Below are 26,754 nucleotides of genomic sequence, written 5' to 3'. Positions count from 1 at the left end.
CCCGACCATCCCATGCCTTGCGGCAGGAAGCCTAGAACGGCAGCTGCAGATCCGGTGCTGCGGCCAGCAGCACGCGGCGGAAGTCGTCCTGGATGCGCTGCAGGGCGGCAGCGTCGTCCGCTTCGAAGCGCAGCACGATCACCGGCGTGGTGTTGGACGGACGCATCAGGCCAAAACCGTCGGCATATTCCACCCGCAATCCGTCGATGGTGATGATGTCGCGCGCATCGGTGAAGCGCGCTTCTTTCTGCAGCCGGGCGATCAGCGTGTGGTTCAAGCCTTCCGCAGTATGGATGTGCAATTCCGGAGTGCATACCGCATCCGGCAGTCCGTTCAGCGTGGCGTTCGGGTCGGCGACCTTGCTCAGGATTTCCAGCAGCCGCGCGCCGGCATACAGGCCGTCGTCGAAACCGTACCAGCGCTCCTTGAAGAACACATGTCCGCTCATCTCGCCGGCCAGCAGGGCGCCGGTCTCCTTCATCTTGGCCTTCACCAGCGAATGGCCGGTCTTCCACAGCGTCGGTTTGCCGCCGCGTTCGTGTATCCAGGCGAACAGGTTGCGCGTGGATTTCACGTCGAAGATGACCTCCGCACCCGGATTGCGCGAGAGCACGTCGGCGGCGAACAGCATCAACTGGCGGTCGGGGAAGATGATCTTGCCGTCCTTGGTGACCACGCCGAGGCGGTCGCCGTCGCCGTCGAAAGCCAGGCCCAGCTCGCTGTCGTTGTTGTGCAGGGCGCCAATCAGGTCTTCCAGGTTGTGCGGATCGGAAGGGTCGGGATGGTGGTTGGGGAAGTTGCCGTCCACTTCGCAGAACATTTCGGTGACGGTGCAGCCGATGCCTCGGTACAGTTTGGCGGCGAAGTCGCCTGCCACGCCGTTGCCGCAGTCCACCGTGATGTTGAGCGGCCGAGCCAGCCTGATGTCGCCGACGATGCGCGCGATGTATTCCGGAGCGATGTCGTATTGCGAGTAGCTGCCGCTGCCGTGCGCGAGGTCGCCCTGCTCGATGCGCTGGCGCAGTTTCTGGATGGTCTCGCCGGACAGGGTTTCTCCGGCCAGCACCATCTTCAGGCCGTTGTAATCGGGCGGGTTGTGGCTGCCGGTGATCATCACTGCGCAGTCGGTCTTGAGCTGGAAGGCGGCGAAGTAGGTCATCGGCGTGGCGACCATGCCGACGTCGATCACGTCGATGCCGCTCTTCTGGATGCCGCGCGCCAGCGCCTTGGCGAAGGCTGGGCCGGACAGGCGTCCGTCGCGGCCGATGGCGATGCTGTGCTGCTTGCGCGCAAGCGCCTCGGTACCGAGGGCGTGGCCGATGGCTTCGACGATCTCATCCGTCAACGATTTGCCGACGATGCCGCGTATGTCGTATGCCTTGAATATCTCTTTCGGGATGTGAGCCATGGGTGACTATCTCTTGGGGTGGATATGGATGTGGCGCGCAACTTCCTTGGGCGTCAGCTTGAGCATGCAGTTGAAATGGCCGAGCGGGCATTCGCGTTTGAAGCAGGGGCTGCACGGCAGGTCCAGCTTCAGCACCTGCGCCTGGTCCGACAGCGGCGGGGTGAACTGCGGGCTGCTGGAGCCGAAGATCGCGAGCAGCGGACGGTCGAGTGCGGCGGCGATATGCATCAATCCGGAATCGTTGCTGACCACCAGATCGGCGCAGGATAACAGCGCGATGGCCTCGGCTAGGTCGGTCACCCCGCACAGGTTGAGGCATGGCTCGTTGCCTAGCGCAACGATCTTGTCGGCGACCTCCTTGTCTTTGGCTGAGCCGATCAGCCAGACGGCATAGCCCCGGGTGCGCAGGTTCTGCGCCAGTTCGGCGTAGTATTGAGGGGGCCAGCGTTTGGCCGGACCGTATTCCGCGCCCGGGCAGAATACTGCGATCGGCTGATCCAGCGTCAGCCCGAACTTGGCCAGCGCCTGTGCGCGCTGGATGTCATCTACCTTCAATTCCGGTGCCGCCAGCGGATGCGCGACCATTTCGCCCGGCGTTTCGGCCAGTTGCGCGAAGCGCTCCACCATCAAGGGGAGTTTGTTCTTGTCCAGCTTGCGCGCATCGTTGAGCAGGCCGTAGCGCTGCTCGCCGATGAAGCCGGTGCGCAGGGGGATATCGGCGAAATAGGGGACCAGCGCGGATTTCCACGAGTTGGGCAGCACGATGGCCTGGTCGTAGCGGGCCTGGCGCAATTGCATCCCGAAGCGGCGGCGGGCGAACAGGTCGAGCGCGCCATGCGGGAAAGGGTTGATGACCACATCATGGACCTCGGGCATCTGCCGCAGCAGTTTTTCCGTCCACGGCGGTGCCAGCACATCGATGCTGGCGCCGTGGTGGCGCTGCTGCAGGCGGTGCAGCATGGGCTGCATCAGCATGCAGTCGCCTACCCAGCTCGGGGCGATGATGAGGAGTTTGTTCACGTGTGGTGGCGGCCGCAGGCGGGGAGGGCGCTACGCGTCAATGATGGCCGTGCGGGAGTTCGCCCTTGAACTTGTACAGCGTGCCGCAATAGGGGCAGCGCGCCTCGCCCAGTTTTTCCACCGGGATGGCGATCCTGGGGTGCGCGCTCCACAGATTGACCGCCGGGGTCGGACAGAACAGGGGCAGCGCTTCGGCCGTGATTTCGACGTAACGCTGCGTGGTGTTTTCGTTGGACATGCTTCCCCCTGGGTATTGCGTCGTTATACGTGTGCCAGCCAATCGGCGTACTTGGCATTCTTGCCTGCGACGATGTCGAAGAACGAGGCCTGCAGCTTGGTGGTGATCGGGCCGCGCGAGCCGATGCCGATGGTGCGGGTGTCCAGTTCGCGGATCGGCGTGACTTCCGCGGCCGTGCCGGTGAAGAACGCCTCATCGGAACAATACACTTCGTCGCGCGTGATGCGCTTCTCGATCAGTTCCAGCCCCATGTCCTTGGCCAGCGTGATGATGGAATCGCGCGTGATGCCTTCCAGGCAGGAAGTCAGGTCTGGCGTGTAGAGCTTGCCCTTCTTGACGATGAACAGGTTTTCGCCGGCGCCTTCGGCCACGTAGCCTTCGGGGTCGAGCAGCAGGGCTTCGTCGTAGCCGTCGTGCGCCACTTCCTGGTGGGCCAGGATGGAGTTGCTGTAGGAACCGACCGATTTGGCACGGCACATGTTGATGTTCACATGATGGCGGGTGAAGCTGGAAGTCTTCACGCGGATGCCCTTGGCCATCCCTTCTTCGCCCAGATAGGCGCCCCACGGCCAGGCCGCGATGGCGACATGCACCGACAGCGTGGTCGCGGCGATACCCATCGCTTCGGAACCGAAGAACACGATTGGGCGAATGTAACAGGATTCCAGCTTGTTGGCGCGGACCACTTCCTTCTGGGCTGCCATCAATGTGGCCTTGTCGTACGGCATCTTCATCTTGAAGATGGAGGCCGAGTTGAACAGGCGGTCGGTATGCTCCTGCAGGCGGAATATCGCGGTTCCCTGCGTGGTTTTGTATGCCCGCACGCCCTCGAACACCCCCATGCCGTAATGCAGGGTATGGGTGAGCACGTGGGTGGTGGCTTCGCGCCAGGGAACGAGCTTGCCGTCGTACCAGATGAAGCCGTCGCGGTCGGACATGGACATGGTGATTTCCTTAGTTTCGTATGATTGTTGCGAAAGCGCGATTCTAGCCGTTTCTGCGCAGATTATGAAGGGCGGGCTATGGGGTGGCGGCCGGGCGGAACCCTGCGGGTGTATTCCTTTTGTCGCCGTATCATGTAATCATCGCTTATGCGGGGCAAGGAGCAATTAGGGGAGGAGCGGGGGTGCAGCACATCGGTTCGAAGGAAATCAAGCCGGAAATAATGGATACGCAGGAAGAGAAGCTGCGCAAAAGCCTGCTTATCTTTGCGGCGGCATTCATGACGCTCGGGGTCATGCTGTGGCTGGCCATTTACTGGCTGATGGGACTCAATTTCTCCAGCAATGTGCCGCTGGGCTACCAGGCCATTTCCGTCACCTCGCTGGTCTATTACATGCGGACGCGGAATTTCGAGGTCCTGCGTTTCGTCCAGTTGACGCTGTTCCTGTTCGCCCCCTTCGTGATGCAATGGAGCATCGGCAGTTCAATCACCTCAAGCGGCGTGGCGCTGTGGGCCCTGCTCGCGCCGATCGGGGCGCTGGTGGTGTCGGGCTGGCGCGATTCCATCCCCTGGTTCGTCGCCTACATGGTGCTTACCGCGGTGTCCGGCTTCTTCGATTTTTACCTGGGCACGGGCGCAACGACCGGGATACCGATGAATACCATCGGCGTGTTCTTCGCGCTCAACTTTGCTGCGATGTCCTCCATTTTGTATTTCCTGGTACGCTATTTCGTCATCGAGACGGAGAAGATCAAGACCCAGCTCGACCAGCAGCATGCCCTGCTGGCGGAAGAGCAGAAGAAGTCGGAACGGGTGTTGTTCAACGTGCTGCCTTCCAATATCGCTGAACGCCTGAAGAACAACCAGGGATTGATCGCTGACGGGTACGCGGACGTCACGGTGATGTTCGCCGACCTGGTGAATTTCACCCAGCTGACCGAACAGATGTCGCCGGAGCAGATGGTCGGCCTGCTCAATACCGTGTTTTCCGGTTTCGACGAGCTCTCCGAGAAATACGGGCTGGAGAAGATCAAGACCATAGGCGATGCCTACATGGTGGTGGGCGGGCTGTCGCGCGAACGGCCGGACTATGTGGAGGATATGGCGAACATGGCGATCGAGATGCTGGAGTTCGTCGCCAGGCATCCGGCGCTGGTCAAGCGCAATCTGGGCATCCATATCGGCATCGCCACCGGCCCGGTGGTGGCCGGGGTGATCGGTACCAAGCGCTTCATCTACGACCTGTGGGGCGATACGGTGAATATCGCCAGCCGCCTGACCGACGATGCGAAAGCGGGGCACATCCTCACCGACAAGCTCACCTACAACCGCCTGCGCTTCGGCTACCTGTTCGAGCCGCCTAACATACTCAACGTCAAGGGCAAGGGCGAGATGACGTCGTACCGGATGCTCGGCCGCGTCACCCATGCGGTAGAACCGGTGGTCGGCAGCAACGTCTACCGCCTGCCCGCCGCAGACGGCACCAGCCCCGCCTCGGCCTGATCAGTCGTTCCCGAACTGTGCTGCCCACAGCGCCGTGACGGCGGCGGTGTCCATCTGGGCAGGCGGGACGCGACAGGGCGTCTGGTTGTTCAGGCGCATCTGATGTTGCAGCCGGCGCAATTCCCGGTACAGTTCGCGCACCTTCTGGCTGAGTCCGGCATCGATCAACCCCAGTTTTGCGGCGGTTTCCAGCAATGCCAGGTTGCCGCGGTTAGCGGTGAGTTCGGGATGGGTGGCGGAATGGGCGAGTACGATGAACTGCACAATGAACTCGACATCCACCATGCCGCCGCTGTCCTGCTTGATGTCGAACAGTCCGCTGGTGTTCGGATGGCCGTCATGCATCTTCTCGCGCATTTCCACCACTTCCTGTTTGAGTTTGGCGATATCGCGGGGCAGCCGCAGCACATCGATGCGGATGCGCTCGAACTGCGCGCCGACCGACTGGTCTCCGGCGCAAAAGCGGGCGCGCGTCAGCGCCTGGTGTTCCCAGGCCCAGGCATGCTGCCGCTGGTATTCGTCGAACGCGGCGATCGAACTGACCAGCAGCCCGCTTTCGCCGTTCGGGCGCAGGCGCAGGTCGACTTCGTACAGGCGGCCGGATGAGGTATAGCTGGAGAGCATGGTATTGATGCGTTGCGCCAAGCGGGCGTAGATCTCGCCCGCATCGGGATGTTCGTCGTCGTAGAGGAAGACCAGGTCGAGGTCCGAGGCATAGCCCAGTTCGCGACCGCCCAGCTTGCCGTAGGCGATGATGGCGAAGCGCGCGTCGTCGCGATGCCTCTTGCGCGCATCGCGCCAGCACAGCTGCAATACATGTTTCAGAATGAGGTCGGCCAGGTCGCTCAGATGGTCGCTCAGCTTTTCCAGCGGCAGCAGGCCCTGTAGGTCCATCGCCAGCAGCTGGAAGGTCTGGGCCTGCTGGAACTGGCGTAGTGCATCCATCTCGCGTTCGGTATCGCCGTCATGTGCGGCAAGTTGCGCGGCGAGCTTCGCATCCAGTGCCATCCAGTCGGGGGCAACATACAGTTCGCGCGTATCCAGCAGTTCATCGAGCAGGATGGGGTGCTGGGTCAGGTAATCGCCGGCCCAGGCGCTGGCGGCGAGCAGCCGTACCAGACGCGGCAGCACCTGCGGATATTCGGCGAGGAAGGCGAGATAGGCCGCGCGGCGGGCGATGGCTTCCAGCAGCGCCAGTGTACGGTGCAAGGCCGCATCGCGGTTGGTCGTCCCCGCGCACAGTTCGGCCAGGCGCGGTACCAGCGTGTCGAGACGTTGACGGCTGGCTTCGGGCAATTGCTGGTAGCGGCTGCCGTTGCGGAACTGCAGCAGGCTTGCAGCGAGGGAGTTGCCCTCCGTGTAGCCGAGTTTGGCGAGCGCGGTTTCCAGCTCGGACGCGGCGGCATCGCTGCGCCACCATGTGCTTTCGCCGATTTCCTGTTTTGCGCCAAACACGGCCTCGAATTGCTGACTGACGAATTCCCTTGCCGGGGACAGCACGGCCAGCAGCGCATCGTAATCGGCATAGCCCATCGCCTCGGCAATGGTGGCCTGGAGCCTGGCGTCCTGCGGCAATTCCTGGGTCTGCTGATCGTCGAGATATTGCAGGCGATGTTCGAGGTTGCGCAGCAATACATAGCTGCTGTCCAGCCGCGCGACCACTTGTGCGTCCAGCTTGCCGTCGAGCGCCAGCAGCTGCAGCACTTGCCGCGTCGGGCGGATGCGCAGGCGAGCATCGCGGCCGCCGCGTATCAGCTGGAACACCTGGGCGATGAATTCGATCTCGCGGATGCCGCCAGGCCCCAGTTTGATATTTTGGTAGCGGTCGCGGCGAGCGACTTCGGCGCGGATCTGCGCATGCAGCTTGCGCATCGAGTCGAAGGCGCCGAAATCCAGGTATTTGCGGAATACGAATGGTTGCGCGAGGCTTTCCAGTTCCTGTGTGCAGGCACAGTTCGCCGGCGAGATCACGCGCGCCTTGATCCAGGCATAGCGTTCCCATTCCCGGCCCTGCGCGACCAGGTATTCTTCCAGTGCGGCGAAGCTCATCGTCAGCGGTCCGCTGTCGCCATAGGGCCGCAATCGCATATCGACGCGGAACACATAGCCGTCTTCGGTGTGGTCGTTGATGAGCGCGATCACCTTGCGGCCAAGGCGGTTGAAGAACTCGTGGTTGGACAGGGTGCGAGGGCCGCCGGTTTCGCCATCCTCGGGATAGACGAAGATCAGGTCTATGTCGGAAGAAACGTTCAGTTCGCCACCGCCGAGCTTGCCCATGCCGATCACCAGCAGCTCCTGGGGCAGGCCGCTGCCGGCGCCGATGGGCTGTCCGAACTGCCCGGTCAGCGTGCGCATGGCGAATGCCTGGGCGCGGCGCACGGCCAGCTCGGCCAGGGCCGTCATGCTGCGCATCACTTCGTCGAGGCCGGAAAGCCCATTCAGGTCGCGCGTCAATACATGCAGCATCACGCGTTTGCGCAGCTGGCGCAGGGCCCGCGACAACTCTTCCTCGTCGGCGGCAGGGAGCGCGGCCGACCAGCCTTGCATGACATCCGCGTCGCAGGGCGTGAGGTACTGGCCGCGCAACCAATCCAGCAACTGCGGCTCGGCGTCCAGCAGGCGGGCGAGGTAATGGCTGCAACGCCTGGCATGCAGCACCAGTTGGTCGAAATCGGCTGGAGGGCGGGGGTTTTCAGTGTTCATGGCGAGGGCTTCGGGTTAAAATATGCGCACTGGTCTTCTTCTTCGCATTATAGGTTCTCCATGTTCCGCCGGTCTCATTTCTTCATGCTGTCATCCCGCGTCCGCGCACAATGCTGAAAAGCTCCTTTCTGCTGGCTTGGCGCGGCATGGGTAAACTGTCCCGTGCCGTATTCGAGGTCACTTTGCTGCTGGCCATCGCGGGCGCGCTGGTGCTGCTGACGCTGCGCTACCGCATCCTGCCGGACATCGAGCATTACCATGAGCAGATCACCGCTGCTGCCAGCGCTGCCGTCGGGCAGCCGCTGACCATCGGCCGGATCGAGGCCGACTGGGACGGCCTGCGCCCGCGCCTGTTGCTGTCCGATGTGCAGATCTTCGATAAGCAGGGCCACGTCGCATTGAGCCTGCCGCATCTGGAGAATACGGTGGCATGGACCAGCCTGTTCACCGCAGAACTGCGGTTCAAGCGGCTGGAGATCGACAGCCCGGACCTGTCGGTGCGCCGCGATGCGCAAGGCCACTGGTATGTGGCCGGGATCGTGCTGCAAGGTGGGGACGAAAGCGGAGAGGGCAATGCGGACTGGCTGCTGCACCAGTCCCAGATCGTCATCCGCCATGGCCGCATCACCTGGCAGGACGAGTTGCGGGCGGCGCCGCCACTGGTGCTGGAACAGGTCGACCTCGGCATCGAAAACCGGTTCGGCCGCCACCGTTTCGCATTGCTGGCTTCGGCGCCGGCCAGGCTGGCTTCGCGGCTGGATGTACGCGGCAACTTCTACGGCGACAGTTTTGCCGACATGGGCGACTGGCACGGGCAGCTCTTTAGCCAGCTCGATTACGCCGATGTGCAGGCATGGAAAACCTGGGTTACGTTGCCGACCGCGTTCAGGCGCGGCAAGGGTGCATTGCGCTTGTGGCTGGGATTCGAACAGGGGCAGCTGAACAGCGTCGATGCGGATGTCGCCCTGGCGGGCGTGCAAGCACGGCTGTCGGAGGAATTGCCGCAGCTTGACCTGCGCGAGCTGCGCGGGCGTGTCGGCTGGCATCAGCTGGAACACGGTTTCGAAGTGACCACGCAACGCCTGTCGTTGCAGATGCGCGACGGCTTCAGATTGAAACCGACCGATTTCTATTTGCGCCTGGCTGGCGGGGCGGAGGCGAAACTGGCCTCCGGCGAGATCAGGGCGAACCTGCTCGAGCTGGCCGATATCGGTGTGCTGTCATCCTACCTGCCATTGCGCGATGAGCTGAAAAAGCAGATCGCCGATACCGCGCCGCAAGGCCGTATCACCAACCTGCAGGCGCTGTGGCAAAGCAATGCCGGCGAGATCTCCCATTATGAGGTGAAGGCGAACTTCGATGGCTTATCCATGCATCGTGTCGGTACGCTGCCCGGTTTTTCCGGACTGAGCGGAAAGGTCGACGGCGCGGATAGCGGCGGTACGTTTGCGCTCGATAGCCGCAAGGTCAAGCTGGACGCGCCGCAATTGTTCGCCGAGCCGGTCGAGTTCGATACGCTGGCGGCGCGCCTGGGCTGGCAGCGCAACTCGCGCGGGGTGGAGATCAAGCTGAGCAATGTCGAGATAGCCAATGCCGATCTGGCCGGAACCATTTACGGCAGCTACCAGACGGAACAGGACGGCCCGGGTTCGATCGATGCCACGGCCAACATGACGCGTATCGCAGTGGGGCGCACCGGACATTACACGCCGATCCCGGCAGTGGGCAAGGCGACGCATGACTGGCTCCAGTCAGCCTTGCAGGACGGGCAGGCTGACCGCTTCAGGGTGCGCTTGCGCGGCGATCTGCGCGACTTCCCGTTTGTCGGCAATGAGCGCGGTCTGTTCCGGCTGGAAGCGCGAGCCAAGGGGGTGGCGCTGCAGTTCCTCAAAGACTGGCCGCGCATTGAGGATGCGCAGACCAGCCTGCTGATCGAGGGCAACAGGCTGGAGGCTAATGCCGCGACTGCGACTACGGCGGGGGCGCATCTGCAGAACGTGAAAGTCGTCATTCCCGACCTGCTGTCCAGCAACGTGTTGCTGCAGGTGCGGGGAGAAGCGGCGGATGCCACGCAGCGTTGTCTCGACTATATCGTCAAGAGTCCGGTCAACGGTTACCTGGGCGGTTTTGTCGGGGAGGTCAAGGCGAATGGCGACGGCAAGCTGGGCCTGCAGCTCGATATACCGCTCAGCGACGCGGCGCCGGTCAAAGTGCGCGGCGATTACCGTTTTGTGAACAACGAAATCGATTTCGGCGCGAATATCCCGCTGTTGCGCAAGGTGAACGGGGTGTTGCTGTTCACCGAATCGTCGGTGAATGCAGGCGACATTGGCGCGCAGATACTCGGCGGAGCCGCGCACCTGGAAGTGCTGAGCCAGGATGGCGGAGTGGTAACCAGGGCGCACGGTACGCTGGATCTGGATGCCCTGAACACGCTTTCGCCGCGCCCGTTGCTGCGTCGTGTGCGCGGCAATGCCGACTGGAATACCGAGATCCGCGTACGGAACAGCCTGCTCAATGTGTCGGTGGATTCGGATCTGCAAGGCATCGTGTCGGATTTGCCGGTCCCGTTCGCCAAACGGGCCGGCGAGCGCATCCCGTTGCATTTCGAGCTGAAAGGCATCGACCAGGGCAGGGAAACGCTAGGGCTGCGCTATGGCGCGCTGCTCGATGCAAAGCTGTCGCGCCAGCGAAATTCGGACGGCGTCTGGGATATCCGCCGCGGGCGCATCGCGCTCGGCGGGAGTGCCAATCCGGGCGGGAAAGAAGGCGTATGGATCGTTGGCGAGGTGCCGCTGGTCTCGCTCGAGGGGTGGAGCGGATTGGGGTTGGCTGCGGGGGGAGGATCGGGGCTCCCGAATATTGCCGGCATCGATGTGACCGTGGGGAAATTGACCGGGTACGGCAATGCGGTGAATAAGCTGGATATCAACGGCAGCGCGCGCAATGGCCTGCTCAGCCTGCGGCTGGCTTCCAGGGAACTTAATGGCGATGTGATCTGGCAGCCGCAGGGCAACGGCAAATTGCTGGGGCGTTTCAAGAGCGCGATGCTGGGCGAAGGGACGGCAGATACGCCCAAACCTGTGCAGCCTGCGGTGGCACATGGCGGGGCGCCCGACAATACCGCCTTCCCGGCGGTGGACGTGGCGGTGGAGAAGCTCTTCTACAAGGGGCGGCATCTGGGCAAGCTGGAACTGGAGTTGAGCGAATCTGCCGGCAGCGTGCTCCTGGACCGGTTGCAGCTCACCAATTCGGACGGTGTGTTGAACATGAGCGGCAAGTGGCAGGCGGCACCGGAGCAGACGCGGGTCAGCGTGCGGGTGGATATCAGCGACGCCGGCAAGATATTGTCGCGTTCCGGTTACCCCGGCAGCCTCAAGGATGGCAACGGTTCCTTGCAGAGCGACCTGTACTGGGCGGGAGGGCCGGACAGCTTCAGTTACGCGAAGCTGAACGGAGCGGTGCATCTGAACGTCGGCAAGGGCCGCTTCCTCAAGGTTGATCCCGGTGCAGCCAAATTGCTCGGGGTGCTCAGCTTGCAGTCGATTCCCAAGCGCATCTCGCTGGACTTTACCGATGTATTCAGTAGCGGATTCGAATTCGACAGCATCACCGGCAATGCGCAGATCGTGAATGGCTTGCTGCTGACCGAAGACATGAAGCTGAACGGCGCGGCTGCCAAGGTCACCATGTCTGGGAAGGTCGACATGATCAACGAAACGCAGGAGCTGAATGTCCGCATCTTCCCGGCCCTGGGGGATAACGTATCGCTGCTTTCGTTTGCCGCCGGTCCCGTGGTCGGGGTGGGCGTGTTGCTGGCAAACAAGTTATTGCGCGATCCGCTCGATAAGCTGGTGTCGTTTGACTACAATGTCAGCGGCAGCTGGGCCGATCCGAAGGTGGAGAAGGTGGGGCAGTCCCGCGCCGCGTCAGGGGGAGCGCCCGCCCAGAGCGGGGTGCCCGCTGTGGGCGGAACGGGCTCCGGAGATTAGTTGCCTGAAACTTTGCTGTGTCCGAATAACCCGTATCCAGAAAACTTGAAAGCCGCCGAATATGTCATCCTTAGATAGCACCCAATCCCGTATCGCCGCGCAACTCAACGCATTCAAGGTCGCTGCCATCCAGATGGCCTCCGGCCCCAAGGTCGAGGGCAACCTGAGCGAGGCGCGACGCCTGATCGCCAAGGCAGCCGAACAGGGCGCCAAGCTGGTGGTATTGCCCGAGTTCTTCGCCATCATGGGCATGAACGAACAGGACAAGGTGCGGGTGTGCGAGCAGCCCGGCCAGGGGCCGATCCAGGCTTTTCTCAGCGAAATGGCGCGCAAGCACAAGATCTGGCTGGTGGGCGGCTCGATCCCATTGGCGGCGAGTTCTCCCGAGAAGGTGCGCAACAGCCTGCTGGTGTTCGATGAAACCGGTGTGCAAGTGGCGCGCTACGACAAGATCCACCTGTTCAACCTGACGCTGGGCAACGAAAGCTACAACGAGGCCCAGACCATCGAGCCGGGAGACAAGATCGTGGTGGTCGACAGCCCGTTCGGACGCATCGGCCTGGCGATCTGCTACGACCTGCGCTTCCCCGAGCTGTTTCGTGCCATGAAGAACGTGGACATCATCGTGCTGCCTTCCGCTTTCACCGCGACCACCGGCAAGGTGCACTGGGAGCCGCTGGTGCGTGCCCGCGCCATCGAGAACCTGTCCTACGTCATCGCCGCAGCCCAAGGCGGCTACCATGTCAGCGGACGCGAGACGCATGGCCATAGCATGATCGTCGATCCGTGGGGCCGCATCGTGGACGAATTGCAGCGCGGTTCCGGCGTGGTCATCGCCGATGTGAATCCGAGCTATCAGGCCAGCCTGCGCAACAGCCTGCCGGCGCTGTCGCACCGCACGATCACCTGCTCATGCTGCGAGAAGGTATGAGCGGAAAATCTGCCATGGGTATCGCGCAGCAGGCGCTGCTTGCGGCGCACGGCCTGGAGGCGCGCCATCTGGAGCAGGTGTTCGGCAAGATGCTGGCGCATCGGGTGGATTATGCCGATCTCTATTTCCAGTACGGCCGTGCGGAGAGCTGGTCGCTGGAGGAGGGCATCGTCAAGTCGGGCAGTTTCAGCATTGACCAGGGGGTCGGGGTGCGTGCGGTGAGCGGGGAAAAGACCGCCTTTGCCTATTCCGACGACATCACGCTGCAGGCGCTGGAAGATGCTGCGCTGGCGACACGCGCCATCGCCCGCCAGGGCGGCAACCAGAGCGCGGCCCATATGCATGTCGGCAAGACTCGCGAACTTTACCTGCCGCACGATCCCATCGCCACCCTGAAAGCCGACGACAAGGTCGCGCTGCTGGAGAAACTGGAGCGCATGGCGCGTGCGCTCGATCCGCGCGTGACGCAGGTGATGGCCAATCTGGCCGGCGAATACGAAGTGATCCTGGTGGCGCGCAACGATGGCTTGATGAGTGCGGACATCCGCCCGCTGGTGCGCCTGTCGCTGCAAGTGATCGTCGAAAGCAACGGCCGTCGCGAACAGGGCTCGGCCGGCGGCGGCGGCCGTTTCGGTTATGACTATTTCGGCGACGAGATGCTGCAGCGCTATGCGAAGGAGGCAGTGCACCAGGCTGTCGTCAACCTTGGTGCGCGCCCCGCGCCGGCCGGCAACATGACCGTGGTGCTGGGCAGCGGCTGGCCCGGCATCCTGCTGCACGAAGCGGTGGGACATGGGCTGGAGGGCGACTTCAACCGCAAGGGCAGTTCCGCCTTCTCGGGGCGCATCGGGCAGCGCGTTGCCGCCAAGGGGGTGACCGTGGTCGACGACGGCACCATCGCCGACCGGCGCGGGTCGCTTAACGTGGACGACGAAGGCAACCTGACGCAGCGCACCGTGCTGATCGAAGACGGCATCCTGCGCGGCTACCTGCAGGACACCATGAATGCCCGCCTGATGGGCGTGCCGGTGACCGGCAACGCGCGGCGCGAATCGTTCGCCCACCTGCCGATCCCGCGCATGACCAATACCATGATGCTGAACGGCGACAAGACGCCGGAAGAGATCATCGCTTCGGTCAAGCACGGCCTGTATGCAGCCAACTTCGGCGGCGGCCAGGTGGACATCACCAGCGGCAAGTTCGTGTTCTCCACCACCGAGGCCTACATGATCGAGGACGGCAAGATCGCCTACCCGGTCAAGGGCGCGACGCTGATCGGCAACGGTCCCGAGGCGCTGACGCGCGTCAGCATGATAGGCAACGACCTGGCGCTCGATCCCGGTGTCGGCACCTGCGGCAAGGAAGGCCAGAGCGTGCCGGTCGGCGTGGGGCAGCCGACGGTGCGCATCGACGGCCTGACGGTGGGCGGGACGGCCTGATCTTTTAACGCTGTTTTTGCACGGCGGGCGTTCAGCCCGCCCTGTGTTTCATCTCGATGAATATGCCCTTGTCGCGGCGGCTGAAATCCCGGCGACAGACGGGTGGATTTCCGCATCTCCGGCGGGCATCCGAAGGGTATCTCACGGTATAATCCGCGCCCTATGCAGATTCTACGCGGACTCCATTCGACCGACACCCAGGCTGTGGCCGTGACCATCGGCAACTTCGATGGCGTGCATCTCGGCCACCAGGCGATGCTGAATGAGCTGCGCGCCGCCGCACAGCAGCGCGGGCTGCAGACGGCCGTGGTGATCTTCGAGCCGCATCCGCGCGAGTTCTTCACTCCGCAGCAGGCGCCGGCGCGCTTGACCAGTTTGCGCGAGAAGCTGGAGTTGTTCCGCACCATGAGCATCGACCGTGTGCATGTGTGCCGTTTCGATGCCCAGTTCGCACGCAGGACGGCAGCCGATTTCATCCACGCGATGCATGAGAATCTGCACGCCAGGTTTGTGCTGATCGGCGACGATTTCCGCTTCGGCAGCGGACGAGCCGGCGATTTCGCATTGATGGAGAAAATCGGTGTGCAGCGCGGCTTCGAGGTGCGGGCGGTGCACAGCGTGGTGCACGACGGCGTGCGCATCTCCAGCACCGCGATCCGCACGGCGCTGGCGGGAGGGCAGATCCGCATGGCGCGCGAATACCTGGGCCGTCCCTACAGCATCAGCGGGCGCGTGGTGCACGGCGACGGCATGGGACGCAAGCTGGGTTTCCCGACCGCGAATGTGCAGCTGAAGCATAATCTGCCGCCGCTCAAGGGCATCTATGTGGTGCTGGCGCATGCCGAGGGACTGGGCGTGCTGCAGGGAGTGGCCAGCCTGGGCGTGCGTCCGACGCTGAAACAGGATGCCAGGCATGTGCTGGAAGTGCATCTGTTCGAGTTCTCGCAACAGGTCTACGGCAAGCACCTGCGCGTGGAATTCCTGCAGAAGCTGCGCGACGAAGAGAAGTACCCGAATCTGGAAGCGTTGACCCGGCAGATTGCGCTGGATGTTGAGAAGGCAAAGAAATGGTTTATCGAACATGAGTGAAGACAAGAAGAAATACCCGCTGAATCTCCCCGACACGACATTCCCCATGCGCGGCGACCTGGCCAAACGCGAGCCGCTGATGCTGGCGCAATGGCAGGCGCAACAGCGCTACCAGCGCATCCGCAAGGCGGCTGCCGGGCGTCCCAAGTTCATCCTGCACGACGGTCCGCCCTATGCCAACGGCGACATCCACCTCGGCCATGCGGTGAACAAGATCCTCAAGGACATCATCGTCAAGTCGAAGACGCTGGCCGGTTTCGATGCGCCTTACGTGCCGGGCTGGGATTGCCACGGCTTGCCTATCGAACTGCATGTGGAGAAGAAACACGGCAAGAACATCCCGCCTGCGCAGTTCCGCGAGCTGTGCCGCGCTTATGCGGCAGAACAGGTCGCCAGGCAGAAGAAGGATTTCATCCGCCTCGGCGTGCTGGGCGATTGGGACAATCCCTATCTGACCATGGACTTCAGGACCGAGGCCGACATTATCCGGGCACTCGGCAAGATCCTCGAACGCGGTTACCTGTACCAAGGACGCAAGCCGGTTAACTGGTGCCTGGATTGCGGCTCCGCACTGGCCGAGGCCGAAGTGGAATACGAGGACAAGGTGTCGTCCGCCATCGACGTCGGCTTTGAAGTGAAAGACAAGCATGCGGTGGAGCGGGCGTTCGGCGTATCGCTGCCCGGCAGCGCCAAGGTGTATGCGGTCATCTGGACCACCACGCCGTGGACGCTGCCCGCCAACCAGGCGGTGAGCGTGCATCCCGAATTGCAGTACGACCTGATCCGCACCGAGAAGGGCTACCTGATCCTGGCATACGACCTTGCCGCCGATTGCCTGAAGCGTTACCAGCTGGCGGGCAGCAACGACCGCGGCGACGGGATCGCCGCCACCTGCTACGGCAGGGCGCTGGAAGGCCTGCCGCTGCAACACCCGTTCTATGAGCGCATCGTGCCGGTGATCTGCGGCGAACACGTCACGCTGGACGCGGGTACCGGACTGGTGCATACCGCGCCGGCGCACGGCGTCGACGACTATGTGGTGGGACAGAAGTACAGTCTGCCGAGTGACAATCCAGTGGGCGACGACGGCAAATTCATCTCCACCACGCCGGCAGTCGGAGGCACACCGCTGGCCGGGGTGTTCGTGTGGAAGGCCAACGACATCGTGCTGCAGGCGATCGAGGCGAGCGGGCACTTGCTGCACCAGGAAAAACTCAAGCACAGCTATCCGCACTGCTGGCGCCACAAGACGCCGATCATCTTCCGCGCCACGCCGCAGTGGTTCATCGGCATGGAGCAGGGAGAAGGCAAGCCGCTGCGCGAACTGGCAAACCAGGCCGTCGAGCAGACCGAGTTCTTCCCGGCATGGGGGCGTGCCCGCCTGGAGGCGATGATCAGGAACCGCCCGGACTGGTGCGTGTCGCGCCAGCGCAACTGGGGCGTGCCGATGCCCTTCTTCGTGCACAGGGAGACCATGGCGTTGCACCCGCGCACACCGGAGTTGCTGGAGCGGGTCGCCAGACTGGTCGAACAGTCCGGCATCGAGGCGTGGTTCTCGCTGAACAGCGCCGACCTGCTGGGCGAGGATGCGGTGCATTACCGCAAGCTTTCCGACACGCTGGACGTGTGGTTCGATTCCGGCTCGACGCATTTCGCCGTATTGCGCAACCGTGCCGACCTGGCCTATCCCGCCGACCTGTACCTGGAAGGTTCGGACCAGCATCGCGGCTGGTTCCAGTCCTCGCTGCTCACCGGCTGCGCCATCGACGGCCGCGCGCCGTACAGGCAGTTGCTCACGCACGGTTTCACCGTGGACGAGAAGGGCTACAAGATGTCCAAGTCCAAGGGCAACGGCATCGAGCCGCAGGACATCTGCAACAAGCTCGGCGCGGATATCCTGCGCCTGTGGATCGCCTCGACCGACTATTCGGGCGAGATGTCGCTGTCGGAAGAGATTCTCAAGCGCGTGACCGACGGCTACCGCCGCATCCGCAACACCTTGCGCTTCCTGCTGGCGAATATCGCCGACTTCGACATGGCGCGCGATGCACTGCCGGTGGGGGAGTGGCTGGAGATCGATCGATATGCACTGGCTCTGATTCAACAGTTGCAGGATGCAGTACGCGGTGATTACGATCGCTACGAGTTTCACTTGGCGGTGCAGAAGCTGCAAGGCTTCTGCTCGGAAGATTTGGGCGGCTTCTACCTCGATATCCTCAAGGACAGGCTTTACACCGCTGGCGAGAATTCAAAGGCACGCCGCTCGGCGCAAAATGCGCTGTACCACATCACCCATGCGCTGGCACGGTTGATTTCGCCGATCCTGAGCTTCACCGGTGAAGAGGTGTGGGCGACGCTGAATGCCAAGGATGATGTCAGCGTATTTGAACAAGTATGGTACGAGTCGCCGAATTCCGGCTTGGATGGTGCCACAGTGAGCGCTTGGGAAGACATTCGTGCATTGCGGGAACAAGTGAACAAGAAGCTCGAAGAGCAACGTGCAGCTGGTGCCATCGGTTCGGCATTGCAAGCCGAGGTTGATGTTTATGCGCCGAAAGCAACTTACGAATTGCTGACGCGTTTGGGCGACGATCTGCGGCTGGTGTTCATCACTTCGCGCGCCAATGTGCATCTGCGAGAGGGAGAGCTGGAGATCAAGGTTGTACCGAGTGCCCACCAGAAATGCGAGCGCTGCTGGCACTACCGCTCCGATGTGGGCAGCGATGCCAGCCATCCGACGCTGTGCAAGCGTTGCGTAAGCAACCTGTTCGGCGAGGGCGAGGCACGCCGCTATGCTTAACCGCTGGCTGTTGGTTGCCGCGGTCGTCATCGTGCTCGATCAGTTGAGCAAGGCGGCCATTGGCAGTCATTTTGTCTATGGCGAGAGCTTCGCGGTGATGCCGTTCTTCAACCTGGTGCTGGCCCACAACACCGGCGCTGCCTTCAGTTTCCTGAATGACGCCGGCGGGATGCAGCGCTGGCTGTTCAGCGCCATTGCCATTGCCGCATCGGCGTGGATCGTCTGGCTGCTGCGCAAACATCCGGCGCAGACACTCTTCTGTTTCGCGCTGGCCTTCATACTGGGTGGCGCGCTGGGCAACCTGATCGACCGTATCGCCTACGGCTATGTGGTGGACTTCCTCGATTTCCACTGGGAGGGCTATCATTTCGCAGCCTTCAACCTGGCCGATTCCGCGATCACCTGCGGTGCAGGACTGCTGATCTTGGATAGCTTCACGAAGAAAACGTAACCTGGGCAGCGGTGGCATCTGCGCATGGACACCTTGCTTCATCCGCAGTCGATTTGAATTTTGAGAGGTATGGAATGGAACTGTTACTGGCTAATCCGCGCGGTTTCTGCGCGGGCGTGGATCGCGCCATCGAGATCGTGGAAAAGGCGTTGGCCCTGCACGGTGCGCCGATCTATGTGCGTCACGAAGTGGTGCATAACACATTCGTGGTGGATGGCTTGAAGGCAAAAGGGGCGATCTTCATCGAAGACCTGGCCGATGTGCCGCCGGGCAGCATCCTGATCTTCAGCGCACACGGGGTGCCGCAAGCGGTGCGCCGCGAGGCGGAAGCGCGCAACCTGACCGTGTTCGACGCGACTTGCCCGCTGGTGACCAAGGTGCATCTGGAAGTATCGCGCATGCGCAGCCAGGGCAAGGAGATCGTGATGATCGGCCACAAGGGACACCCGGAAGTGGAAGGCACCATGGGGCAGAGCAACGGCGGCATGTACCTGGTTGAAACACCCGCCGACGTGCAGACTCTGCAGGTGAAGGATGAACAGAACCTGGCCTATGTGACGCAGACCACCCTGTCGGTGGACGATGCCAGCAGCATCATCGCTGCGCTCAAGACACGCTTCCCCTTCATCACGGGGCCGAAGAAGGACGACATCTGTTATGCCACGCAGAACCGCCAGGATTCGGTGAAGCTGTTGGCGAAACAATCTGATCTGGTCATCGTGGTCGGCTCGCCGAACAGCTCGAACTCCAACCGCCTGCGCGAAGTGGCGCGCAACCTGAATGTACCTGCCTACCTGGTCGACAACGCGGGCGAACTGAAACCGGAATGGCTGCAGGGCAAACAACGTGTCGGGATCACCGCCGGTGCTTCGGCCCCGGAGGTATTGGTGCAGGAGGTGATAGCACGCCTGAAGGAACTCGGGGCAAGCGACGTGCGCGAAGTGGCAGGGATTCAGGAGAACGTAGTGTTTCCGTTGCCGAAATCCTTGAGCACGGATAGCCAGCGTTAACCGGATTCGATCGCCAGCAGGTATCAGTCGGACTTTCTGCCTGCATCGCCACGAAGGATCAGGCAAAACAAAAGCGGCCACAGGCCGCTTTTGTTTTATTCGCCGTTCCCGTTCAGGGGATCAGTTCTCGCCAGATGGTGCGCTTGCTCGAGAAAACCGGCGCTGAGGGCAGAAACGCGGGCGGCGGTTGCGGCGTCGGTGTCGGGTTGGTGGAGGTGACCGTCTCAACCACGGCATGCCCTTGCACGTAGATGATGTTGACACCCACGATCGTGGAGTCCGATTTCACCGAGGTAGCGCCGCAGGTCGTGTAATTGAAGTAGTTGAGCCAGCCGTACCCGCCCGGAGAACAGGCCGTATTGGAAGGCACAATGCTGGGTGCGATCACGATGCCCTGTATCAACTGGCTGTCGATGTTGGCGCGTTCGCCGGTATCCGGATAATCGGCATAACAGCCGGCACCGCCGGTCGGGACCGGATTGCTGGTGGAGAGGCGCGTGGCGGTTCCGTCCGGGTTGGGATACAGGGTCTGGCTCGGCAGGACCGTGCGCGGATTGACAAAGGTGGTGGTCGCATTGTCATCCTTGATCGAATACAGGGACTGCACATTCGTGGTGGTGAGGTCGCTGATCTCCAGGTATTTGCCGGTCGTGATGAATACGTAGCGCTTGCCATAAGCCATTCCCAGCACCGGGCTGGTGGTGATGGGCTGGGGCAGCGTGCCTGCAGCATCCGAATACAAGGCAGCGAATTTCATCACGTCACCAGTACCGATGGCGGCGGTGGCGGTGCTGTTGATGTCGAAACGCCAGACGTTGCCCAGCAGGTCGCCGCCATAGACATAGCCGGCCTTGTTGCCTACCGGCTGTTCGTTGTTCCAGGCGGCGATCTTGGCCAATCCGTTCGGGGTGGTGACACTGCCTGTCGGCGTCATCACGCCTGCCACTGGGGCGTTCGTCGCGATCTTGCTGATGATCGCGCCTGTGCCGGCATTCAGCACATAGAGATAGCCGTTTCCTGAACCCGGGTTGACATTGTTGTAACCCGAAGTGACGAGCACGACCCATGTGCCATCCGCCTTGGTGGTGACGATAGGCACGCCGAACGAATAGCCGAGATCGTCGTCCTTGGTACTGCCGATGCCGGCAGTGGTGGTGAATTCCCAAAGCAGGGCGGGCGCCGTTGGATTGGTGATGTCCAGTGCATAGTAGCCGCGCCCGCCGCCGTTCAGTCCGGCGACCAGGATGGTCTTCCATACTGCAGTGGCCGCATTGGTGCAGTTGGCAGTGCAGATATCGGCGATGTTCGGGCTGCCATTAATGAAGTTCTGGTGCAGGGTGGCATAGTTCTTGTCGGCCAGTATCCACATATTGGGTATCACCATGCTGGGCACGTAAGCCCAGCGTTCAACCCCGGTGTCGGCCGCGAACGCATGCATCATGCCGTCGTTGGCGCCCATGAATACCGTGCCGGCACGGCTGGCCTGCGCCGTCACGTAAGCGCTATAGCCGGGATAGGGGTAGCTGAATACCGGGGCGGCGATGAATGCGGGCTGCGATTCCAGCGCATCGCCCAGCACCGCGGTGCGGCCGCGGTACAGCCGGTTGGTGAGTACATTGCTGCTGCGATCCTCGTATCCCCACTGACCGCGGAGGAAGTTGACCAGATTGGTACCCGTAGCGGCGGTTTGCTGCGCCGCAGTCAGCAATGGCCACTGGCTGAGTCCGCTGATATGGGTCGCGGAAAAATTCGCCGGATTGGCGGCCGCATAGGTGGCATCGAAATTGGTAAGCACGGTACCGGTATTGTTGGCGGTGTAGATCGACCGTGTGTCGGTGGTGTCGGTGACCAGCGCAGCCATGGTGCCGGTGCAGGCGGTGGCCACCGGGACGTAGCAGTCCGTGCCGACCATGGTGCCGCCGGTGCAGATCACCGCGTTGGGCGTGACGCAGTTATAGGCGGTCGTGGAACCGCTGGTGTCGGCGACGATCGTGCCGGGCGACGCGCAAGTGTCGGCGGCCACGTTCTCCGCACACCAGGTGGAATTAGTGTTCACCACTCCAGTGTTCACATTGATGCCGCGTGCCTCCAGGTTGCCGGTCCAGGACACCGTGGTGTAGCTGGCGACATAGGCGAAGTTGTTGCCGGCAACCGGGTTCAGGGTGCTGGTTGCGGCAGCGGCGGCTGAGCCCCGGCGGGCATTGATGCCGGCCAGCGCAGTGGTCAGGCTGCTCGACAGCGAAGCCGGGTTGGTGGCGTTGAAATAGGCACCGTGCCCATCCACTGCGGCATGCCACAGGTCGTCGATGTTTTCCGGCGTGCCGGCAACATTGGGGATCGGCCAGTTGCAGACCGTGCCGGCAGTTTGCCAGGTGCACACGGTCGAACTGGCGGTCAATCCGAGCTTGACCGAGGGGAAATCGCCCGTGGTGTCGTTCATGTAGCTGGGCGAATAGATCATCCTGCCGCGTGCGCCGAGCCCCAGCGTGAAGGTGGTCATGTGCTGCTGGGTATTGTTGTCCAGGGTGCTCATGAACACGTTGTTGGTGCAGACGTTCTCCCCAACCACGGCGCCGGAACAGTTACCCAGCGCGGAGGTGCGCAGGTCGGTCTGGTAGTAATACATGGCGACGTCGGCCAGGGTGTTACTGGTGCCACCGATGGTGCCGGCAGTTTGCACCGGACTGCCCTGTTGCACGGGCGTGGTTGTGTATGCTCGGGTCGAAACGCAGGAAGTGCCGGGTGTCAGCGTGCCGGTATTGGTCCAGTTGGTCGGCGAACAGCCGCTGGTGGAACTGGTGGATGAGCAGGTGCCGGTTTGCGGTTGCAGATCCAGATACCACGTTCTTCTCGGGCAGTTGCCGCTGCGCTGGATATAGCTGTTCCGGTTATAGGTATAGGTATAGGTGGTAGCGGCCTGCGCACCATCGTACATGGGACGTGCAACCGCACCGTCCTGGTTACCTACTGCAGTGACACCATCGAGCTCGGTATCGCCGGTGTAGCTGTTCCAGTAGCCATCCGTGGTCAGGATGGTGAAATTCTGCTGGCAGGAGTATTGCACCGGGTCGGCGACGGCGATGCCATTCTTGCTGGTCAGTTTGCCGGCATACATCTTTCCTACGGTAGACAGGGCTCCCAGCAACGGCGTCGAGCTGCCGGCGCTGGTGGAGTAGAGCATGGTGTACCAGGCTGCTTTCTGGGTGGAGTTGAAAGTACCCAGATTGAGGAATTTGCTGCCGCCGTTGTTGTTCATGGTGGCAAAACCGACGCGGTAAGTGCTGCCGATAGGCTGGAAGGCCAGCCCTGTCGCGGTTTTCATCATGTTGATACGGGTGCTGTAATAGCTGTACCAGTTGGCGAAGTTGGTACGTTCGTCGGTGCCGCCGGGGCCGGAAGTGGCGCTGACGACAACTTTGTGGAACACCGAACTGGCGGTGCTAACGGGGGTATTGCATTCCGTATAGAAAGTGCTGGATGTGTTGAAATAATTCTGTTGGGCGTAGGTGGTCTGTGTGCCGGAGTAAGTGTAGTAATAAGCGGGGGCGGCGGCAATCGAGCCGTCCTGGGTCTGGAAGCTGGTGCTCAGGTTGGTGGTGCCGGAGCCGGTGTTGTAGCCGTCTATCCAGGCGGCAGTGAAGCTGGAATTGGGATAGCTGGTGCCGGTGGAATCGACCGGCGGGAGGTAGGTGATGGCCGGATCGTAGTAGACGCCGTTGCACTGGTAGCTGTTGTAGCCGTAAGCGCCAGTGAAATTGCCGGCACCGTCGGGCAGATAGTCCCAGCCCATACTGCCCGAGTCGTCCATCATCAGGAACACGTTGGGCTGCACGGTCGAGGTGGTCGACGTCGCCAGCGGTGCCGTGGCCAGCGCGACCGTGCCTGCCCGTGCGGGCGTCGTCGTGGCCAGACCAAGCGCGAGTGCAAATGCGAACAGCGGATAGCGGGTTTCCGGACGATGTTTCATGGCTGCCTCCTAATAGACGAATGCCTGTACGTAGCTGACGGTGAGCCTCGGGCCGGTGGTGCGCGAGGTGATGCGGTACATGGGCGACTGTTCAAACGTGGAACAGCCGCCGCCCTTGCAAACATTCGACGACAGCAGCACTTGCTGGCCGGAAGTACTCTGGATGGCGCCGCTGAACAAGGCATCCTGGGTAAGCAGCGAGTTGGCATACCGGCTCATGCGCTGGATCACATAGCGGGTCTGGTTGCCGCTGGCATCAGCTACAGTGCTGACCAGCTTGCTGTCTGCATCGGTCCATTGTATGCCCGTGCCATCGGTCAGGCTGAGCGCAGGATTTGCGCTCGAATAGTAGCCGGCATTCAGGTAGGTCCCGAACCCGCCGTCGTGATTGAACGGATGGGACAGGTTCATATAGGGGTCGAGGCCGTTGTTGGCGAAATCCGTTGCCGTCATCCAGGCAATGGCAGCCTCGATGCCGGCATCGGCCGAGCTGGTTGCGGCACGCTTGAATGACAGGTTGCCGGCAATGATCGTGCTGGTATCGACCGAGCGTATCAGTGCCACCGCAGCCAGCGACATCGCCAGCAGCGCCACGAGAGCGAAAAACAGGACTACCCCGCGCTGTTGTGACATGCGCCCGGGGCTGGAACGGTTATTGGACAATGAACTCATAATGTACCTTTGTACCAGACCATATTACGCAGCGGAATGATGGTGTCGAACACCCGGTAACGATACTGTTGCCAGTTTGGATACGCGCGCAAATCGATTGGAGGCGCAGGCGATGCAGTGGGAGGATTGGCCGAGGTGGCATCCCACGAGCACGGGCCATTGGGGGCAGTCGAACTGCACCCGTTTGTCACCACAGAGGTTTCCATTTTCGCATTGCGTGCCACGATCGCGAGGCGAATCGCCTTGATGCGGTTGCGGTTGGCCAGGGTCATGCCCGGGGTAGCCCATACTCCGGTGGCATCCACCCATTGGTTGATCTGGTTTGAACTGGCCGTGAGGGCAATGCCATATTGCGCCTGCAAATTGACAATCCCGGCCACCATGGGAGTGGTCACTCCGCCGGCACTGCGTTCGAGATTGCCGGTGGCGGTATTCACGGCATAGGTGATCTCGTTCCAGCTGTTCCCCAGGCAGGAGAAGAGCGCGTTGGGGACGGCGATATTGGCGGGGAGGGCGGGATTGTTGGTCAGCGTCACCGTGGTGGTGGTGCTGGGCACGCTGCTGTTGGCAACCGGAACGCCGCTTGCAGCCACCGGAGTCATTGCACATGCGGCGCCGTTGATGATCAACGCTATGTCGTTATTGCTGCAACCCATATTGCTGGTTAGGGGCACATCGATAGCCGGCGAAGGAAGACTCGCCGAGGGCACAGGGGTTGCCGTGATCTGGACGGGAATGCCGCCGCTCAGTGAGCTGCCGTAGCGTATGGTGATCGTGTCGCTGCCTCCAGAGGTGCCGCCGTCGCTGATGACCAGCGGCGAAAGGCGGTTCGGGGTAGTGTTGTCTGTTGTTCCGTTGATGCTCAGCGTGGCGCATTCGAGCGCCGAATCGGCAACGCCGGGCAGCCCATAAGGTATCAGCGGGTAGCCGGCCATCTGCAATTCACGTTGGATTTCGTATAGCGCGATATTACCGTTGGTCTGCGCATCGGCAGAGCCCGTGGTCGTGCGCTTTTGCGCTTCGAACACGGAAAAAACCTGCATGATGACGATCGTGGCGAGCAGGCCGATGGCGAGGCCGACCATGATCTCCACCAGCGTGAAACCGGTTTGCGGCGAAACGGGATGTCGATTGTGCGATTTCATTGTGGTTAGCCCCCGGCTATGTTGGCGATGGCGGTATAGCTGTGCGGATCACCGCCGGGTTCCTGCCAATTGACAGTGACCGTGAACTGGACGCCGGACTGGGTGGTGGTTCGCGTGCCGTTGGGAAGGGCCGAAGAGATGCTGGTGCCACTCTCGGCGAAGCTGACGTAACCCGGGCGGGTAGGATCGGGGTCGGCCCATATCTGTCCGATTCTTTGCTGGGCAATATCGCTGGCGTCGGCCCGGAATTTCGCATCGGAGGTGTTCTTGACCATGTTGGCCTGCATGCCGACGATGCCCAGCACGCCGATGGAAAAGATCAGGATGGCAATCATGGCCTCTATCAGTACAACGCCTTGCTGTGCCGATTTGAGCGGGGAGGAATTTTGCCTGAACATGTTTTTCTCCTGTTCGATCAGCAACTGCTCGGGGAGGTTGAGGCTGCCGCCGGGTCGCACATTTTGATAATGTTGCTCGGGATCAGAATTTCGACCTGCAGGTTTTTGCTTCCCCCCGCGGCGTTGACGCCGACTGTGGTGAAGGGCGTCGCAGGCACGGCGGCACCGGTTGCGGGGACTGTAGCGCCCGGATTGGTGAGCAATGCATTGCCAAAATTGTTGAACGTGACGGTGGTCGAGCCAGTAGGCGTCACCGTGAGCGAAACGGCGGTGGAACCCTCGTTACTGAGCCGCGAGTCGATTCCCGAGGCGGGCGTAACCGTATAGACGTACCACGAAGAATCTTGTGGCGCGGCCATGGACAAACTGAAGGCGACATTGGTATTCCGCGCGACGGCTTCCGCGCGTGCGCGTTGCAGGCCGTTTGAGATCGATTCGGCCGCATTGCGAATCTGCGAGTTGATCATCCAGGTACGGAAATTGGGAACAGCAACCGCCGCCAGGATGCCGATGATCAGAATGGCCACCAGCATCTCGGTCAGCGAAAAGCCGAATTGCTTCAATTTTGCATAAGTGCTCAACACGAGCCCCCTTTGTTGGAAATCCAGCACCCTGCATTGCCAGTCCATCCCGAGCGAGTGACCGTGGTTGCCTTGGCATTGCTCTGATCAATGGTAAATGTGAAACCTGTCATGGATTGATCGCCGGTTGCGGCATTGCCGCCCGCAGCCTGTATGAGATAGGTGGTTGCCGTCAGATTTGCGCTCGGGCAGGTGAAAGTGAAATACCGGCTGCTGCTCGTGTCCGCAGCGCAAGGCCCGCCGGCACCGTCTGCGCCGACATATGTGCGGTTATCCTGGAACCATTGTTCCATGCGTATGCGCTTGTTCGCCAGGTTCGATTTTGCATCGGTGAACTTGCTGCGAGTCATGTAGTCCTGATAGGCCGGCAATGCTACCGATGCTAATATGCCGATGACGACAACGACGATCATCAGTTCGATCAGGCTGAAGCCTTTTTGCAGTTTCATATTGCGCTCCCGAAT

Annotated in this window: 19 protein-coding genes; 8 read left to right on the top strand and 11 right to left on the bottom strand. The window is 61.8% G+C overall.

Annotation, left to right across the window (positions count from 1 at the left end; genetic code table 11):
* Positions 1 to 31: 31 nt before the first annotated feature.
* From L6418_RS09065 to L6418_RS09050, 4 genes are read right to left on the bottom strand one after another with little or no spacing between them, the layout of a single operon-like run.
* Positions 32 to 1,408: a phosphomannomutase/phosphoglucomutase gene (locus tag L6418_RS09065; RefSeq protein ID WP_237246603.1), complete on the bottom strand. Its 1,377-nt coding sequence runs from the start codon at positions 1,406 to 1,408 to the stop codon at positions 32 to 34.
* 6 nt (positions 1,409 to 1,414) lie between these two features.
* Positions 1,415 to 2,428 carry a lipopolysaccharide heptosyltransferase II gene (gene waaF, locus L6418_RS09060; RefSeq protein ID WP_237246602.1) on the bottom strand — a complete coding sequence of 338 codons (1,014 nt, stop codon included), beginning with the start codon at positions 2,426 to 2,428 and terminating at the stop codon, positions 1,415 to 1,417.
* A gap of 37 nt (positions 2,429 to 2,465) precedes the next feature.
* Positions 2,466 to 2,666 (bottom strand): zinc-finger domain-containing protein, encoded by a 201-nt coding sequence (locus L6418_RS09055; RefSeq protein WP_237246601.1) that lies wholly within the window; start codon positions 2,664 to 2,666, stop codon positions 2,466 to 2,468.
* A 23-nt stretch (positions 2,667 to 2,689) separates the two neighbouring features.
* Positions 2,690 to 3,610, bottom strand: a complete 921-nt coding sequence (locus tag L6418_RS09050) for a branched-chain amino acid transaminase (RefSeq protein WP_237246600.1) — start codon at positions 3,608 to 3,610, stop codon at positions 2,690 to 2,692.
* Positions 3,611 to 3,792: 182 nt separating this feature from the next.
* On the opposite strand from L6418_RS09050, the gene L6418_RS09045 reads away from it, so the two are divergent.
* Positions 3,793 to 5,112 carry an adenylate/guanylate cyclase domain-containing protein gene (locus tag L6418_RS09045; protein WP_237246599.1) on the top strand — a complete coding sequence of 440 codons (1,320 nt, stop codon included), beginning with the start codon at positions 3,793 to 3,795 and terminating at the stop codon, positions 5,110 to 5,112.
* Here L6418_RS09045 and glnE read toward each other — a convergent pair whose 3' ends face one another.
* Positions 5,113 to 7,815: a bifunctional [glutamate--ammonia ligase]-adenylyl-L-tyrosine phosphorylase/[glutamate--ammonia-ligase] adenylyltransferase gene (gene glnE / locus L6418_RS09040; protein ID WP_237246598.1), complete on the bottom strand. Its 2,703-nt coding sequence runs from the start codon at positions 7,813 to 7,815 to the stop codon at positions 5,113 to 5,115. It lies immediately after the preceding gene.
* A 146-nt stretch (positions 7,816 to 7,961) separates the two neighbouring features.
* On the opposite strand from glnE, the gene L6418_RS09035 reads away from it, so the two are divergent.
* The 7 genes from L6418_RS09035 (at position 7,962) to ispH (ending at position 19,527) form a co-directional block, all read left to right on the top strand.
* Entirely contained in the window at positions 7,962 to 11,807 is a 3,846-nt protein-coding gene (locus L6418_RS09035; RefSeq protein WP_237246597.1) for a YhdP family protein, read from the top strand.
* 61 nt (positions 11,808 to 11,868) lie between these two features.
* Entirely contained in the window at positions 11,869 to 12,738 is an 870-nt protein-coding gene (locus L6418_RS09030) for a carbon-nitrogen hydrolase family protein (RefSeq protein WP_237246596.1), read from the top strand.
* Positions 12,735 to 14,177: a metalloprotease TldD gene (tldD, locus tag L6418_RS09025; RefSeq protein ID WP_237246595.1), complete on the top strand. Its 1,443-nt coding sequence runs from the start codon at positions 12,735 to 12,737 to the stop codon at positions 14,175 to 14,177. Before L6418_RS09030 ends, tldD begins: the two co-directional genes overlap by 4 nt.
* 162 nt (positions 14,178 to 14,339) lie before the next feature.
* On the top strand, positions 14,340 to 15,266 hold the full coding sequence (locus L6418_RS09020; RefSeq protein WP_237246594.1) for a bifunctional riboflavin kinase/FAD synthetase: 927 nt from the start codon (positions 14,340 to 14,342) through the stop codon (positions 15,264 to 15,266).
* Positions 15,259 to 18,066 carry an isoleucine--tRNA ligase gene (gene ileS, locus L6418_RS09015; RefSeq protein WP_237246593.1) on the top strand — a complete coding sequence of 936 codons (2,808 nt, stop codon included), beginning with the start codon at positions 15,259 to 15,261 and terminating at the stop codon, positions 18,064 to 18,066. Before L6418_RS09020 ends, ileS begins: the two co-directional genes overlap by 8 nt.
* Complete coding sequence (lspA, locus tag L6418_RS09010) at positions 18,059 to 18,517, top strand: signal peptidase II (RefSeq protein WP_237246592.1); 459 nt, start codon at positions 18,059 to 18,061, stop codon at positions 18,515 to 18,517. Before ileS ends, lspA begins: the two co-directional genes overlap by 8 nt.
* Positions 18,518 to 18,591: 74 nt before the next feature.
* Positions 18,592 to 19,527 (top strand): 4-hydroxy-3-methylbut-2-enyl diphosphate reductase, encoded by a 936-nt coding sequence (gene ispH, locus L6418_RS09005; RefSeq protein ID WP_237246591.1) that lies wholly within the window; start codon positions 18,592 to 18,594, stop codon positions 19,525 to 19,527.
* A 112-nt stretch (positions 19,528 to 19,639) separates the two neighbouring features.
* Here ispH and L6418_RS09000 read toward each other — a convergent pair whose 3' ends face one another.
* The 6 genes from L6418_RS09000 to L6418_RS08975 are packed head-to-tail and all read right to left on the bottom strand — an operon-like array spanning position 19,640 to position 26,739.
* Entirely contained in the window at positions 19,640 to 23,494 is a 3,855-nt protein-coding gene (locus L6418_RS09000; protein WP_237246590.1) for a pilus assembly protein, read from the bottom strand.
* A 9-nt stretch (positions 23,495 to 23,503) separates the two neighbouring features.
* Positions 23,504 to 24,166, bottom strand: a complete 663-nt coding sequence (locus L6418_RS08995) for a hypothetical protein (protein WP_237246589.1) — start codon at positions 24,164 to 24,166, stop codon at positions 23,504 to 23,506.
* Entirely contained in the window at positions 24,163 to 25,311 is a 1,149-nt protein-coding gene (locus L6418_RS08990) for a PilW family protein (protein WP_237246588.1), read from the bottom strand. The genes L6418_RS08995 and L6418_RS08990 overlap by 4 nt, the downstream gene beginning before the upstream one ends.
* Before the next feature lie 5 nt (positions 25,312 to 25,316).
* Positions 25,317 to 25,709: a prepilin-type cleavage/methylation domain-containing protein gene (locus L6418_RS08985; protein ID WP_237246587.1), complete on the bottom strand. Its 393-nt coding sequence runs from the start codon at positions 25,707 to 25,709 to the stop codon at positions 25,317 to 25,319.
* Positions 25,710 to 25,726: 17 nt separating this feature from the next.
* Positions 25,727 to 26,290: a GspH/FimT family pseudopilin gene (locus L6418_RS08980; RefSeq protein WP_237246586.1), complete on the bottom strand. Its 564-nt coding sequence runs from the start codon at positions 26,288 to 26,290 to the stop codon at positions 25,727 to 25,729.
* The gene (locus L6418_RS08975; RefSeq protein WP_237246585.1) at positions 26,287 to 26,739 is read right to left on the bottom strand and encodes a type IV pilin protein; all 453 of its coding nucleotides are present in this window, start codon (positions 26,737 to 26,739) and stop codon (positions 26,287 to 26,289) included. The genes L6418_RS08980 and L6418_RS08975 overlap by 4 nt, the downstream gene beginning before the upstream one ends.
* Positions 26,740 to 26,754 lie beyond the last annotated feature (15 nt).

The organism is Sideroxyarcus emersonii (assembly GCF_021654335.1).
Taxonomy (GTDB): domain Bacteria; phylum Pseudomonadota; class Gammaproteobacteria; order Burkholderiales; family Gallionellaceae; genus Sideroxyarcus; species Sideroxyarcus emersonii.
Note: the sequence above shows the minus strand (reverse complement) of the source record. Positions and strands in the feature narration are given on the sequence as shown.